The organism is Streptomyces sp. NPDC059455, from assembly GCF_042750115.1.
Taxonomy (GTDB): Bacteria; Actinomycetota; Actinomycetes; order Streptomycetales; family Streptomycetaceae; genus Streptomyces; species Streptomyces endocoffeicus.
Window position 1 is genome coordinate 19,227 of the sequence record NZ_JBHYVB010000050.1, and the last position, 14,710, is coordinate 33,936.

11 protein-coding genes and 2 tRNA genes are annotated in these 14,710 nt (G+C 72.9%); 11 read left to right on the forward strand and 2 right to left on the reverse strand.

Annotated elements, in window-relative coordinates:
* Window positions 1–175 precede the first annotated feature (175 nt).
* From rsfS to ACFXB5_RS19695, 3 genes are all read left to right on the forward strand, one after another.
* On the forward strand, window positions 176–616 hold the full coding sequence (gene rsfS / locus ACFXB5_RS19685; protein ID WP_164429537.1) for a ribosome silencing factor: 441 nt from the start codon (window positions 176–178) through the stop codon (window positions 614–616).
* The gene (locus ACFXB5_RS19690; RefSeq protein WP_385209474.1) at window positions 613–1,266 is read left to right on the forward strand and encodes a histidine phosphatase family protein; all 654 of its coding nucleotides are present in this window, start codon (window positions 613–615) and stop codon (window positions 1,264–1,266) included. The genes rsfS and ACFXB5_RS19690 overlap by 4 nt, the downstream gene beginning before the upstream one ends.
* 72 nt (window positions 1,267–1,338) lie before the next feature.
* A tRNA-Ala gene (locus ACFXB5_RS19695) sits at window positions 1,339–1,411 on the forward strand.
* A gap of 22 nt (window positions 1,412–1,433) precedes the next feature.
* On the opposite strand, the gene ACFXB5_RS19700 is transcribed toward ACFXB5_RS19695, so the two are convergent.
* A complete protein-coding gene (locus ACFXB5_RS19700; protein WP_385209401.1) occupies window positions 1,434–2,387 on the reverse strand; it encodes a helix-turn-helix transcriptional regulator in 954 nt (317 codons plus the stop codon).
* Window positions 2,388–2,549: 162 nt separating this feature from the next.
* Here ACFXB5_RS19700 and ACFXB5_RS19705 point away from each other — a divergent pair, with 162 nt between their 5' ends.
* The 8 genes from ACFXB5_RS19705 to ACFXB5_RS19740 all read left to right on the forward strand — a co-directional run bounded on the left by ACFXB5_RS19705 (window position 2,550) and on the right by ACFXB5_RS19740 (window position 13,717).
* Window positions 2,550–4,145, forward strand: a complete 1,596-nt coding sequence (locus tag ACFXB5_RS19705) for an MFS transporter (protein WP_385209404.1) — start codon at window positions 2,550–2,552, stop codon at window positions 4,143–4,145.
* Window positions 4,146–4,387: 242 nt separating this feature from the next.
* Entirely contained in the window at window positions 4,388–4,621 is a 234-nt protein-coding gene (locus ACFXB5_RS19710; protein ID WP_030835565.1) for a hypothetical protein, read from the forward strand.
* A gap of 101 nt (window positions 4,622–4,722) precedes the next feature.
* Window positions 4,723–4,795, forward strand: a tRNA-Ala gene (locus ACFXB5_RS19715).
* Between the two features lie 277 nt (window positions 4,796–5,072).
* Window positions 5,073–7,949 carry a leucine--tRNA ligase gene (leuS, locus tag ACFXB5_RS19720; RefSeq protein WP_385209407.1) on the forward strand — a complete coding sequence of 959 codons (2,877 nt, stop codon included), beginning with the start codon at window positions 5,073–5,075 and terminating at the stop codon, window positions 7,947–7,949.
* A gap of 116 nt (window positions 7,950–8,065) precedes the next feature.
* On the forward strand, window positions 8,066–8,800 hold the full coding sequence (locus ACFXB5_RS19725; RefSeq protein ID WP_385209409.1) for a hypothetical protein: 735 nt from the start codon (window positions 8,066–8,068) through the stop codon (window positions 8,798–8,800).
* 188 nt (window positions 8,801–8,988) lie between these two features.
* Window positions 8,989–9,834, forward strand: coding sequence for a DegV family protein (locus ACFXB5_RS19730; protein WP_385209411.1), 846 nt, complete (start codon window positions 8,989–8,991; stop codon window positions 9,832–9,834).
* A gap of 119 nt (window positions 9,835–9,953) precedes the next feature.
* Window positions 9,954–11,084: a helix-hairpin-helix domain-containing protein gene (locus ACFXB5_RS19735; protein ID WP_385209412.1), complete on the forward strand. Its 1,131-nt coding sequence runs from the start codon at window positions 9,954–9,956 to the stop codon at window positions 11,082–11,084.
* 383 nt (window positions 11,085–11,467) lie between these two features.
* Window positions 11,468–13,717 (forward strand): ComEC/Rec2 family competence protein, encoded by a 2,250-nt coding sequence (locus ACFXB5_RS19740; RefSeq protein ID WP_385209415.1) that lies wholly within the window; start codon window positions 11,468–11,470, stop codon window positions 13,715–13,717.
* Window positions 13,718–13,833: 116 nt separating this feature from the next.
* Here ACFXB5_RS19740 and ACFXB5_RS19745 read toward each other — a convergent pair whose 3' ends face one another.
* A complete protein-coding gene (locus ACFXB5_RS19745; RefSeq protein WP_385209418.1) occupies window positions 13,834–14,613 on the reverse strand; it encodes a DUF899 family protein in 780 nt (259 codons plus the stop codon).
* Window positions 14,614–14,710: the final 97 nt, after the last annotated feature.

Here is a 14,710-nt window from a genome sequence, read left to right on the forward strand (position 1 = left end):
GGGGGGCGCCCCCCCCTCGAAAATCGGTCCGCCCGCGCGCCGCCTACCCGCGCGCGGGGGGGGCGGGGGCGGGGGCCGGGGGGGGGGTTTGCCCCCCCCCCCCGCCGTGACAGTGGGGCGTGAGACCCTGGGGGGAGCCAAACCTTCGAGGTACCACCGACCGAAAGCCTTGCCTGTGACCGCCACGGACCGCTCCCTCGAGCTCATCAACGCCGCCGCCCAGGCGGCCGCCGACAAGCTCGCGCACGACATCATCGCGTACGACGTCAGCGATGTGCTCTCCATCACCGACGCCTTCCTGCTGGCCTCGGCGCCCAACGACCGCCAGGTCAAGTCGATCGTCGACGAGATCGAGGAGCGGCTGAACAAGGACCTGGACGCCAAGCCGGTGCGTCGCGAGGGCGACCGTGAGGCCCGCTGGGTGCTGCTGGACTACGTGGACATCGTGGTGCACGTCCAGCACAGCGAGGAGCGGGTGTTCTACGCCCTGGAGCGGCTCTGGAAGGACTGCCCGCAGCTGGAGCTCCCGGCCGACGCCGAGGCCACCCGCGGCAAGGCGCAGGAGTACGCGCAGGCGCAGGGCCCGGACGGCGGCGCGGGCGGTGAGCTGAGCTGAACGGCACCCAAGGCGCCCGTGGCCGCCGCATCGTCCTGTGGCGCCACGGCCAGACGGCCTGGAACATAGAACGCCGTTTCCAGGGCTCCCTGGACATCGAGCTCACCGACACCGGTGTCGCGCAGGCGCGCCGCGCGGCCCGGCTGCTGGCCGCCCTGAAGCCGGACGCGATCATCGCCTCCGATCTGAAGCGGGCGGGGGCCACGGCCGCCGAGCTGTCCGACGTCACGGGGCTGTCGATCGCGCATGACGCGGGTCTGCGGGAGACCTACGCGGGCAAGTGGCAGGGGCTGACCCACGAGGAGATCATCGAGCGCTTCGGCGAGGAGTACGCGGCGTGGAAGCGTGGGGAGCCGATCCGGCGCGGCGGCGGTGAGCTGGAGACCGAGGTCGCCGACCGGGCGGCGCCGGTGGTGCTCGAGAGCGCCGACAAGCTGCCGGACGACGGCACGCTCGTGGTGGTCAGCCACGGCGGCACGATCCGCACCACCATCGGCCGGCTGCTCGGCCTGGAGCCCCGCACCTGGGAGGCGCTGGGCGGCCTGTCCAACTGCTGCTGGTCCGTGCTGGGCGAGGGTGCGCGGGGCTGGCGGCTCCTGGAGCACAACGCCGGATCGCTGCCCGAGCCGGTGCTCGGCGACGACGACTGAGCGGATTTCCTTTCCCGGCAGGTCACCGGCTATGCTCCTTCTCGTTCGAAGCGCTCCGGCGCGGAGAAGAGCGGGGCTATAGCTCAGTTGGTAGAGCGCCTGCATGGCATGCAGGAGGTCAGGAGTTCAATTCTCCTTAGCTCCACAGGACCAGGATCCCGTCTCCCTCACAGGGAGGCGGGATCGCTGCTTTCCGCACCGCTTCCGGCCCGGGTCTCCGCCGCGGCTCTTTCCTCCCGCAGTGCGGAGAGCGGCTTGGCGTGCATCGTGCAGCCGATCAGCGGGTCGTGCAGGAGGCGCACCCGCCGCACATGGTCGCGGCTCTCCTCGTCGCAGGGCGTGTAGACCACGATCCGGGTCTCCGGCACCCCGCTGACCTGCATCGAGGTCGAGGTCAGCCGGATCTCGCCGACCGAGGCGTGCCGCACCACCTTGATCCGGGAGCCCGGCGGCGCCACGTCCCCGCTCCGCCACAGCCGGGCGAAGTCGTCGCTGGCCTCCAGCAGCCGGGCGATGAAGTCCTCCCAGGCGGGCTCGCCCACATGGCGTCCGTACCCGCCGCGCAACGTGGCCACCAAGAGCGGCAGCTCCTCGTCGAGGTTCACATAGGGGGCACAGCAGCGGCGGGCCACGAACAGCTGCCACAGGGCGTTCCGCTCGGCGGCGGCGGAGAGCAGCATCTCCGGGAACAGACCGCCGTACGCGGCATTGGCGGCCAGGACGTCGTAGCGGGCGTTGTAGACCACCGCCGGGAGCGGGTCGAGCGCGTCGATGATGCCCTGCACCTCCGGGCTCACGCTGCGCGGATCGCGCTCCCGGCCGGGCACATACGGCACCTCGGCCAGGTGGTAGAGGTGCTCGCGCTCGGTCTGGTCCAGCCGCAGGGTGCGCGCGACCGCGTCCAGCACCTGCACGCTGGCGTTGATCGGGCGGCCCTGCTCCAGCCAGGTGTACCAGGTCACGCCGACGCCGGAGAGCTGGGCGACCTCCTCGCGGCGCAGCCCCGGGGTGCGGCGCCGCAGACCGGGCGCCATGCCCACGTCGGCGGGGGTCACCCGGGCACGGCGGTTGCGCAGGAAGGCGGCCAGCTCGGGCCGTCTGCGCCGAGTGTTCGCGGTCATCGTCGCTCTCCCCGTTCCCCGTGCCGTCGGGCCGCACGGCCGGTCCCCCGCCGAGCCGTACGGCCCCATGCTCCCGGGGGCGGCGGGCGGCTGCCAGGTGCTGCCGCTACCAGCATCGGCGGGCTCTCGTTACCTGTATCCGCCCGGCCACAGGCTCGATCCATGAGACACACCACCCCGACCACCCTTCCTCCGACGGGAGACCTCGGTGGATCCAGTAAAGGCGAGGCCACTGACAACCGGGCCCATGGCGGCTCGGCCGCCGACCACCGGACCGCGCGGCGCCCTGCCTCCCCGCGCCGTCCGCGCCCCGGCTGGCTGCTCGCGATCGTTCTCACCGGCCAGCTCATGGCCGTCCTCGACGTCTTCATCGTCAACATCGCCGCCCCGACCGTGCGCGCCGATCTGCACGCCTCCGGCGCCGGGCTGCAGCTCGTCATCGCGGGCTACACCGTCTCCTACGCCGTGCTGCTGATCACCGGCGCGCGGCTGGGTGCCCTGGTCGGCCACCGGCGGATGTTCCTGACCGGACTCGCGGTCTTCACTGGCGCCTCGCTGGCCTGCGGGCTCGCCGCCACCACCGGACAGCTGATCGCCTTCCGGTTCGTCCAGGGCGCGGGTGCCGCGCTGATGCTGCCGCAGGTGCTGAGCCTGATCCAGCGGACGTTCACGGGCGGTTCGCGGGCACGGGCGCTGGGCGCGTACTCCGCGGTGCTGGCCTCCGGCGCCGCCGGCGGACAGATCCTGGGCGGGCTGCTGGTCGAGGCCGATCTGCTCGGCTCCGGCTGGCGCCCGGTCTTCCTGGTGAACGTGCCGATCGGGCTCGCGCTGCTGGCCCTCGGCCCCCGGCTGCTGCACGACCCGGCCGACCCGTCGCGCCCGGCCGAGGCCCTGCTCCCGGCCGAGGCCCCGCGCCCTCGCGGGGAGGGCGCGGCCGTCCGCCGGAGCGGCCTGGACCTGCCCGGTCTGGTGCTGCTCGCGGCCGCCGTGCTGCTGTTCACGGTGCCGCTGGTGCTCGGGCAGGAGCGGGGCTGGCCGCTGTGGTGCTGGATCGTGCTCGGGCTGAGCGCGGTCCTGGTGGCGCTCTTCGCCGCGTACGAGACCCGGCTGGCCCGGCGCGGCGGTGCGCCGCTGATCTCCCCCAGGGTGGCGCGGGCGCCGGGGATACCGCGCGCGGTGATCCGTATCACCCTGGGGATGGCGGCCAACGCGGGGTTCCTGTTCGCCCTGACCCTGCATGTGCAGGGCGGGCTCGGCTACAGCCCGCTGCGGGCGGGGCTGACCTTCGTCCCCACGGCGGTCGCGTTCGGCGTCGTGGGCCTCAACTGGCAGCGGCTGCCCGCCCGCTGGCATGCCGCCACGGTCCCGGGCGGATTCCTGCTGGCGGCCGTCTCGTTCGCCGGAGCCGGCCTGGCCCTGCGCGACGGCACGGACGGCGGCCCATGGCTCCTCGTCGCCCTTACGGCTTCCGGCGCGGGGCTCTCGCTGGCCTACAGTCCCCTGCTCACGCGGACGTTGGCGACCGTAAGGCAGCAGGACGCGGCGGACGCCAGCGGGGTGCTGGTGACAGCGGCTCAACTCGGCCTGCTCACCGGCGTCGCGGTCTTCGGGGCGGTGTTCCTGAGCGCGGCGGACGATACGGTGCCCAGTGCGGGTGCCTCCGCGGAGGCCCTGTGGGTGACCTGCGTCGCCTTGGCCGGGGCCGCGCTGTGCGGAGCACTGATGAGTCTGGTGAGACGAGTGGGGCATCTCCGCTGACCTGCGCGTCGTCCCATGGCAGAATCGGACGGCCGGAGGGGGATGGGGCCGACACGTCCGATGGGGAGGGCAGGTGGGATGCCGACCAGCATCCTCGATGCGATCGAGGACCCGTCCCGCAGGGCACGAGCGGGCATCGTGTGCCCGTCCTGCGGCTCCGGACATGTGGCACAGGTCCTCGGTGACAACGGCGGTGTTTCCTACGTGTGTACGGCCTGCGGCCATAGCTGGAGCTGAGTGAGATGGGAGCCCACAGCCGGAAGTGCGACTGGTGCGGCACCGGCACACCGATCGTCCGCGACATGGAGCCGCTCAACTCCGACTACCAGTACTGGTGTGCGGAGTGCGCGCGGGCGCTGATCATCAGGGGCGATCCCATCGAGACCTACCGTGAGCTCGAAGGGGAGCCGATCTACGGCCGGCTCCTCGACGAGCACTGCACGCTGAAGCGTTTCTATTCGTTCGCGACGGCGTAACGGGGATCTGCTCCGGCCTCCGGCCAATCGATTTGGCGGAAGGCCGGGGCGTCCGTGTAATGTAGGCGTCGCCGCCGGGGAAACCGGGCGGAGCGAAACCTGGGGCTATAGCTCAGTTGGTAGAGCGCCTGCATGGCATGCAGGAGGTCAGGAGTTCAATTCTCCTTAGCTCCACATCGAGGAGGCGGGTCGTCCGTAGGGGCGGCCCGCCTTTCGCGTCGCGTGACGAGGGCCACCGCCTCCGTGCGGCCCGTCCGCGCCCTGCGGTAACCTGGCCCCATGCGTGCCGTACGCCTTCTGCTTAGCGGGCCGCGCTGATCAGTATCGACCGAGTACAGCTCCGGTCGGTATCAGCGCGGCGTCCCCTCCTGTGCGAGGGGTCTTTTTGTTTCGGAAGCAGGGATCCGCTGCGTTGCCGCAGGCAGAGACGACCGATGGAGCTTTGAGGACCATGAGCGAGACCAATGCCGCGGCCGAGGTGGCCGCGCCGCACCGCTACACGGCCGCCCTGGCCGCCGACGTCGAAGCCCGCTGGCAGGACTTCTGGGACGCGCACGGCACGTATGAGGCGCCCAATCCGAGCGGCGACCTGGCCGGCGACGCCGAGGCCGTCGCCCGGCCCAAGAAGTTCGTCATGGACATGTTCCCGTACCCCTCGGGTGCGGGACTGCACGTGGGCCATCCACTGGGCTACATCGCCACCGATGTGTTCGCCCGCTACCACCGCATGACGGGCCACAACGTCCTGCACACCCTGGGCTTCGACGCCTTCGGCCTGCCCGCCGAGCAGTACGCGGTGCAGACCGGCACCCACCCGCGGGTCAGCACCGAGGCCAACATCGAGAACATGCGGCGGCAGCTGCGCCGGCTGGGCCTGGGCCACGACAAGCGCCGCTCGTTCGCGACGATCGACCCGGACTACTACAAGTGGACCCAGTGGATCTTCCTGCAGATCTTCAACTCCTGGTACGACCCGGAGGCGAAGACGGCGCGCCCCATCGACACCCTGGTCGAGCAGTTCGCCTCCGGTGAGCGCCCCACCCCCGACGGCCGCCCCTGGGCCGAGCTGACCGAGTCCGAGCGCGCCGACATCCTGGGCGACTACCGCCTGGCCTACGCCTCGGACGCGCCCGTCAACTGGTGCCCCGGCCTGGGCACCGTGCTGGCCAACGAGGAGGTCACCGCGGACGGCCGCTCCGAGCGCGGCAACTTCCCGGTCTTCAAGGCCAAGCTGCGCCAGTGGAACATGCGCATCACCGCCTACGCCGACCGGCTGCTGGACGACCTGGACGAGCTGGACTGGCCCGAGGCCATCAAACTGCAGCAGCGCAACTGGATCGGCCGCAGCGAGGGCGCCCGGGTCGACTTCCCGGTGGCCGAGCACCCCGACGCCAAGATCACGATCTTCACCACCCGCCAGGACACCCTGTTCGGCGCCACCTACATGGTCCTGGCGCCCGAGCACGGCCTGGTGGACGAGATCGTCCCGGCCGCCTGGCCCGAGGGCACCCACGACGTCTGGACCGGCGGCCACCCCACCCCGGCTGAGGCCGTCGACGCCTACCGCAAGCAGGCCGCGGCCAAGTCCGACGTCGAGCGGCAGGCCGAGGCCAAGGAGAAGACCGGCGTCTTCACCGGCGCGTACGCCGTCAACCCGGTCAGCGGTGAGCGGGTGCCGGTCTTCATCGCCGACTACGTCCTGATGGGCTACGGCACCGGCGCGATCATGGCCGTCCCGGCCCACGACAGCCGTGACTTCGCCTTCGCCCGCGCCTTCGAGCTGCCCATGCGCTGTGTCGTCGAGCCCTCGGACGATCGCGGCACCGACCCGTCCACCTGGGACGACGCCTTCGCCTCGTACGACGCGAAGATCGTCAACTCGACGGGGGAGTCCGTATCGCTGGACGGGCTGGGCGTCGTCGAGGCCAAGGCGCGCATCACCGAGTGGCTGGAGTCCCGCTCCATCGGCGAGGGCACCGTCAACTACCGGCTGCGCGACTGGCTGTTCAGTCGGCAGCGCTACTGGGGCGAGCCCTTCCCGATCGTCTACGACGAGGAGGGCGTGGCCCACTCCCTGCCCGAGTCGATGCTGCCCCTGGAGCTGCCCGAGGTCGAGGACTACTCGCCGCGCACCTTCGACCCGGACGACTCCGACACCTCCCCGGAGACCCCGCTGTCCCGGAACGAGGAGTGGGTCAACGTGGTGCTGGACCTGGGCGACGGCCGCGGGCCGCGGCCGTTCCGCCGCGAGACCAACACCATGCCCAACTGGGCCGGCTCCTGCTGGTACGAACTGCGCTACCTGGACCCGCACAACAGCGAGCGACTGGTCGACCCGGAGGCCGAGCGCTACTGGATGGGGCCGCGCGAGGGGCAGCCGCACGGCGGTGTCGACCTGTACGTGGGCGGCGCCGAGCACGCGGTGCTGCATCTGCTGTACGCCCGGTTCTGGTCCAAGGTGCTGTTCGACCTGGGGCATGTCTCCTCGGTCGAGCCGTTCCACAAGCTGTACAACCAGGGCATGATCCAGGCGTATGTCTACCGGGACAGCCGCGGAATCGCCGTCCCGGCCGCCGAGGTCGAGGAGCGGGACGGGGCCTACTGGTACAACGGCGAGAAGGTCTCCCGGCTGCTGGGCAAGATGGGCAAGTCCCTGAAGAACGCCGTCACGCCGGACGAGATCTGCGCCGAGTACGGGGCCGACACGCTGCGGCTGTACGAGATGGCCATGGGCCCGCTGGACGTTTCGCGGCCCTGGGACACCCGCGCGGTCGTCGGCCAGTACCGGCTGCTGCAGCGGCTGTGGCGCAATGTCGTCGACGAGGGCACCGGAGAGGTCACCGTCGTCGACACCGCGCCCGACGAGGCGACGCTGCGCGCCCTGCACAAGGCGATCGACGGCGTCCGGCAGGACATGGAGGGCCTGCGCTTCAACACCGCCATCGCCAAGATCACCGAGCTGAACAACCACGTCACCAAGGTGCGCCAGGTGCCCCGCTCGGTGGCCGAGGGGCTGGTGCTGCTGATCTCGCCGCTGGCCCCGCATGTCGCGGAGGAGCTGTGGCGCAGGCTGGGCCACTCCGGATCGGTCGTCCATGAGTCCTTCCCGGTCGCCGATCCGGAGTACGTCGTGGACGAGACCGTCACCTGTGTGGTGCAGGTCAAGGGCAAGGTCAAGGCCCGGCTGGAGGTCGCGCCCTCGGTCTCGGACGAGGAGCTGGAGGCGCTGGCGGTGGGTGACCCGGCGGTCGTGGCGGCGCTGAACGGCGCGGGCATCCGTAAGGTCATCGTGCGGGCGCCGAAGCTGGTGAACATCGTTCCGGCCTGATCGGCTTTGCACGTGTGGGCGGGTTGGGGGTTCGTCAGGAACCTCTGACCCGCTCGGCGCGTTTACGCTGAGAGGACGACCGCCACCGTGCCGTGACCGCCGCCCCAAGGAGCGCCATGGAAGCCATCTGGATCCTGTTGACGCTTTTCGTCCTGATCATGCTGGCGGGGGTCTATGGGGCCGTTCGCGCGGTCAGGGCGGCCAAGCGCGGTATCGACCGTACGGTGCACCAGGCCCGTGTCACGGTGGAGGAGACCAGACTCCGGGCCCGGCAGCTCGCCCAGCCGGGCGCGGCCGGCGAGCTCGCCCAGCTGCGGCTCTCCCTGCGCGGCTCGATGCGCGCCACCGGGCAGGCGCTGCAGGCGGCCGCCCCGCAAGACCGGTCCCTGTCGGAGTCGTTGGGCCTGTTCCAGCGGCTGAGCAGCCATGCGCTGGACCTGGAAGCGGACCTGAAGCGGCTGGAGCAGGAGCCCGACAGGTCCCGGCTCGCCGCCCTGCTGCCCGAGATGCGGGAGCGTACGCAGCGGATCACCCATTCGGCCGACTCGCTGCGCTGGGCGGTGCAGGAGCGGACGCATCGAATGGCGCACGACGATCTGGACTCGCTGGGCCGCGAGATCGAGATGGAGGCGGGGGCGCTGCGGCACTGGACTGCGGTGGAGCCGGACGAGTCGCTGGCGGCGCCCGAGGCGGGTTCACGACCTGGGCCCGAGGCGGGGGTGCGCCCTGGGCCTGAGGCGGGGCAGGAGCCGGAGCCGCCTCGGCCGCCGCTCGGGGCGAGGCCGAATACGGAGCCCCAGGCGTGGCAGAAGCCCTGGCAGAAGTCTCCCCGTCCCGAGAACACGGCCTGAGACCCCCAAACCCCGAACCCCCCGAAACCCCGAACCCCGCCCCCCCCGAAACCCCGAACCTCCCGGAACGAACCCGGTCTGAGAACAGGATCTGAGTCACGTCTGAACAGGGCATGATCGGCAAGGCAATTGATCATCCGGTGGGGTCGCGCTGTCGGCAGGCGCCATCCCCCGATAACCTCCCAGTCATGTCCCGCCATGTCGCGATCGTGACCGATTCCACGGCGTACTTGCCGCAGGATGCGATGGAGCGGCACCGCATCACCGCCGTGCCGCTGACGGTGGTGCTCGGAGACCGGGCCCTGGAGGAGGGCACCGAGATCTCGGCCCGGTCCCTCGCGCAGGCGCTGCAGAAGCGGAAGCCGGTGACGACATCCCGGCCCAGTCCGGAGATGTTCGCGGCCGCCTATCGGGCCGCCGCCGAGGAGGGCGCGACGGGCATCGTCTCCCTGCATCTGTCGGCCGAGTTCTCCGGCACCTACGACGCGGCGGCGCTCGCGGCGCAGGACGCGCCCGTTCCGGTGCGGGTGGTGGACAGCGGAATGGTCGCGATGGCGCTCGGCTTCTGCGCGCTGGCGGCGGCCGAGACGGCGGAGGGCGGCGGCACGCTGGACGAGGCCGTGGCGGCGGCGGAGAAGCGGGCCGACAGCACGGCCGCCTACTTCTACGTCGACACCCTCGACTATCTCCGGCGCGGCGGCCGCATCGGCGCGGCCCAGGCCCTGCTCGGCTCGGCGCTCGCGGTCAAACCGCTGCTCCAGCTCGACGAGGGGCGGATCGAGCTGCGGGAGAAGGTCCGCACCGCCTCGAAGGCCATCGCCCGGCTCGAGGAGATCGTGGTGGAGCGGGCCGGCCGGAGCCCGGTGGACATCGCGGTGCAGCACCTGGCGGCGGGCGAACGGGCGGCGGCGCTCGCGGAGCGGCTGCGGGAGCGGGTGCCGGGGCTGGCGGAGCTGTATGTGAGCGAGGTGGGCGCGGTGATCGGGGCGCACACCGGGCCGGGGCTGCTGGGGGCGGTGGTCTCTCCGCGATAGCGGAGGGTGGGGGAGGCTCTTCACCCGGCGGGGTGACGGAGTTGTCCACACGCGGGGGTTATCCCCGGAAATTGATGCGGACCAGCGCGATCGGCTCCATGTGCCTACCGTCAGGTGGCATGAGGTCACGATCACGCACAGTAACCACGGGGCCGGGGCGCGGCCGCCATCGCGACGGCGGGGCGGGCCGCCACCCGCGCTCGCCGTCCGGCACGGGTCTGGTCAGCGCCGGAAGCCGCCACCGCAGCGTCCACCGCCAGACGGACCCCGCCGCACCTTCACGCGCGAGCCGCGCGGCGGCGCTCTTCGCCACGGCCTCGTCGGCGCCTCGGGCGTCCCCGGCGGCGGTCGGGTCCATCGCTCTGGGCAGCAGGGACGGACCGAAGGGCGTCGCGGGGTCGGCTGTGGCGGCGGAGGAGGTACGGAACGAGAAGCCGCCCGAGGACGGGCACGAGGAGGGGCAGGAGGAGGGGCAGGAGGAGGGGCGCGAGGGGCACGAGGGGCACGAGGGGCCTGAGAACGAGCCCGAGAACGCTCCGCTGCGCAAACGCGACCGGGCAGGGCTGGCCCTGCGCGAGCGGCTGCCTGTGTGGCTTCAGCTGCGCTGCGGCATGGAGCTGAAGACGGTCGCCGCCCTGGCGGTCGCCCTGCTCACCGCGGTGGCCTTCGCGGCCTACCACTTCTGGACCGGCCGTCCCCAGACCGTGCGTGCCCCGGACCCGGAGCCCCCGCGCGCCGCACCCTCCGAACCCGGCCCCACGCCGGGCGGGCAGCTCACCGCATCCGGCGGCGGCCGGACGGTCGTGGTGGATGTGACGGGCAAGGTCCGCCGCCCCGGCCTGCGCAAACTGCCGCCCGGGGCGAGGGTCGCCGACGCGCTGGAAGCGGCGGGCGGGGTACGGCCGGGCGCCGACCTGAGCGGGCTGAACCGGGCCCGCCCGCTGGTGGACGGGGAACAGATCGTGGTCGGCGCCCCCGCGACCGGACCACCGGCACCGGGCGCGGCCGTCAGTGGCTCGAACGCACCCAACGCACCGGCCGGGCCGGGGGCGCCCGGTGGCTCGATCAGCCTCAACTCCGCGACCGCCGAACAGCTCGACACCCTCCCGGGAGTCGGCCCCGTCCTGGCCCGGCACATCATCGACTACCGCACCCAGCACGGAGGTTTCCGCTCCATCGATGAACTCCGCGAGGTGAACGGCATCGGCGAGCGCCGGTTCGCCGACCTGCGCCCGCTGGTCCAGCCATGACGTCCGAGCGGCCCCCGCGCACCCGCGCCCCGGTCCATGCCGCGGCGGCGTCCCCGCGCGGCGCGTCACACCCACGCCAGGAGGGCCCACCCGACCTTCGCCTGGTACCCCCGGCCCTGGCCGCCTGGGCAGCCGCGGCACTGGCCCTGGACGCACCGCCCCTAACGGTGGCCCTCGCCTGCACAGCAGCCACCCTCGTGGCGGCGGCCCTGCTCCTCCGGACCCGCCGACGAGCCCCGACACCGGACGGCCGACGCCACGGCCCGCCCCGCCCCCGACGCAGACCGGACCCGCCCTCGTCGGCACCGCACCCGGAAGGCCTCAACCTGTCGGGGAGGCAAGCCACTTCACCGCCACGCGCTGTCGCCTGGCGTGGGCGCCGTATGGCGGGAGCGGCGGCGGCATCGCTGTTGTGCGGGGCCGCCGCGGGGGCGGTCGCCGGGCTGCACGGGGCGGATGTACATCGCGGCCCCGTCCCCGCCCTTGCCCGGGAGTACGCGGAGGCCACCGCCGAGGTGACGGTTACGGGGGACCCACGGCTCACCCGGCCACGGGTGCGGGGCGCGGCGCTCGCGCCGGCGTCCGTGGTCCTGGAGGCGGAGGCCCACCGGGTCACGGGCCCTCGCGGCACCACGACCACCACCCGCACCCCCGTCCTGGTCACGGTCCACCCCAGGTCCGGCAAGGAGCGGACGGCCTGGCTCGGGCTGCTGCCGTCCACACGTCTGCGCGTCCACGGCCGCCTGGCGCCGCCGCTGCGCGGCGGGGACCGGATCGCGGCCGTAGTGCGTGCAAGCGGTGGGCCCCCGAGGGTCACGGGTCCGCCCAGCGCGATCCAGCGGTTCGCCGGGCGGCTGCGCGCCGGGCTGCGCACCGCGACCGACGGACTCTCCCCGGACGCGCGAGCGCTGCTCCCGGCGCTGGTCGTGGGGGACACCTCACGGGTGCCGCCCGAACTGGACGAGGCGTTCCGGGCCACGGACATGCTGCACCTCATGGCCGTCTCCGGCAGCAATCTGACGCTGGTGCTCGCACTGCTCACGGGTCCGCCGCAGCTGGCCGGGCGGGCCGAGCGGCGCGGTCTCGCGGGCGCGCTCGGCATCCGGCTGCGGACCACCGCCCTCCTCGGCGGCGGGCTCACGCTCGCCTTCGTCATCGTCTGCAGACCCGAGCCCAGTGTGCTGCGCGCCGCCGCCTGCGGGCTGATCACGCTGCTCGCCCTCGGCACCGGCCGCCGCCGCTCCCTGCTTCCGGCCCTGGCCGCCGCCGTCCTCGCACTGGTGCTCTACGACCCCTGGCTGGCCCGGAGCTATGGCTTCCTGCTCTCCGTGCTGGCCACCGGCGCACTGCTCACCATCGCGCCGGGATGGAGCGCGGCCCTCCAGCGCCGTGGTGTACCGCCCCGAGTGGCCGAGGCGCTGGCGGCCGCCGCCGCGGCCCAGGCGGTCTGCGCACCGGTCGTCGTGGTGATGGCCGCGCGAGTGAGCCTGGTCGCCATCCCGTGCAACCTCATCGCCGAGGTGGCGGTGGCCCCCGCCACCACCCTCGGCTTCGCCGCGCTCGCGGCAGCCGCCGTCGCACCGCCGCTCGCCCAGTGGATCGCCTGGCCGGCGGGCTGGCCCGCCGAGTGGATCGCCCAGGTGGCCCGGACCGGCGCGGCACTACCCGGGGCCGAGGCGGACTGGCCGGACGGCTGGACCGGCGCGCTCCTGCTGGCCGCCGTGACGCTGGCCTTGGTCCTCGCGGGCCGCCGACTGCTGCGCCACCACCTGCTGTGTGCCGTATGCGCGTTACTGGTGCTGCTGGCCGTCGTACGCCCGGCACCTCTGGCCCGGGTCATCACCGGCTGGCCGCCGCCCGGTTGGCGGATGGTGGCGTGCGATGTCGGACAAGGCGACGCCCTGGTCCTGGCCGCGGGCCCCGGCACGGCCGTCGTCGTGGACACCGGCCCCGAGCCACGAGCCGTCGACCACTGCCTGCGTTCCCTGGGCGTCGTCCGGATCCCGCTCCTGATCCTGACCCACTTTCACGCTGATCACGTGGCCGGGCTGACCGGTGCGTTACGCGGCCGCGCGGTCGGCGCGATCGAAACGACCGCCCTGGAAGAACCACCGGGCCAGGCGGAGTCCGTACGCCGCGCGGCCCAGTCGGCGCATATCCCGGTCATCCCGGCGCGGCCAGGGGAACGACGACGCTTCGGCCCGCTGTCCTGGCAGGTCCTCTGGCCCGCTCAGCCACCCGCCCCGGCCGCGACCGAGGGCCCGAACGACGCGAGCGTCACCCTCCTCGTCCGCACGGCCGGCCTGACCCTCCTCCTCCTGGGCGACCTCGAACCCCCCGCCCAGCAAGCCCTGCTGACGGCGCACCCGGCCCTTCCCGGGATCGACGTTCTCAAGGTCGCCCACCATGGCTCGGCCTACCAGGACCCACAGCTGCTCCGGCGCCTCAGCCCCCGCCTGGCCCTGATCTCCTGCGGCGCCGACAACCCCTACGGCCACCCCTCGCCCCGCACCATCGCCTCCCTACGCGCCCAGGGCGCCGCCGTACTGCGCACCGACACCGACGGGCCCATCGCGGTCACGCGCGACCGGGGTCTGCGCGCGGTCCTCGGCGGCCGAGGAGGGGCTGCGTGACGGTCCGCCTGAAACACCCCGACTACGTGACGACTGGGCGGTTTCGGCCGGGAGTGGGGCGCCAGAGGTCTTCCCCTCGGCCCCGGCGCCTCACTCATGTCCGCGGCACGCGTCAGTCAGTGGTGGTGGCCGCGGCGGCCGAGGGTCTCCACGGGGGTCGCGCCGGGGCGGGTCCACTGCGGCACGGGGCGGCTGGTCGGGCCCCAGGTGGCGTTCCCGTCCGCGTCCGAGCGCCAGGACCAGCACGGGTCGCGCCCCTCGGACCGGCCCTCGGGGTTGTCCTCCCACGCCTCGCCGCGGCCGTAGGGCGTCATGTCGAGCAGACCGAGGGACCCGTTGACCCGCTCGTTGCCGCGGCCCGTCGTGGAGTAGGTGAGGAACACGCGGTCGCCGTCGCGCAGGTAGCAGGTGAGATAACCCATGTGGCCGCCGGCCGGCCCGTCCACGTCGCGCACCGAGTACCAGGGCTGGGTGTAGCCCATGAACTCGACGAAGGAGGCCACCTCGTCCCAGCGGCCCGTGGTCAGGACGGCGAACGAGACGCCGCGCGCATTGAGGTAGTCCGCTTCCTTCAGATGCCAGGCCGTGGTGGTGCAGCCCTCGCACTGCCCCTGGTGCGGCGCGCCGTCATACCACATGTGCTTGTAGACCACGAGCTCGTCGCGGCCCTGGAACAGGTCCAGGAACGGGACCGGGCCGTCGGGGCCGACGACCTCGACCGTTCCGTCGAACTCCACCATCGGCAGCCGGCGGCGGGCCGCGGCGATGGCGTCGCCCTCGCGGGTGTGGGCCTTCTCGCGGACCAGCAGTTCGTCACGGGCGGCCTGCCAGGTGGCCAGGTCGACCACGGGCGGGCGGCCGGGCAGCGTGGTGGTCGGGTCCGGTGTGGCCGTCATGGTGTCCTCCGAGGTGTCTCGTACCGGGCGGCGTCGTACGGCGTTCTACGACGGTCACCAGATGAGACTCCCGGCCCGGCCGGAACTCATCGCGACA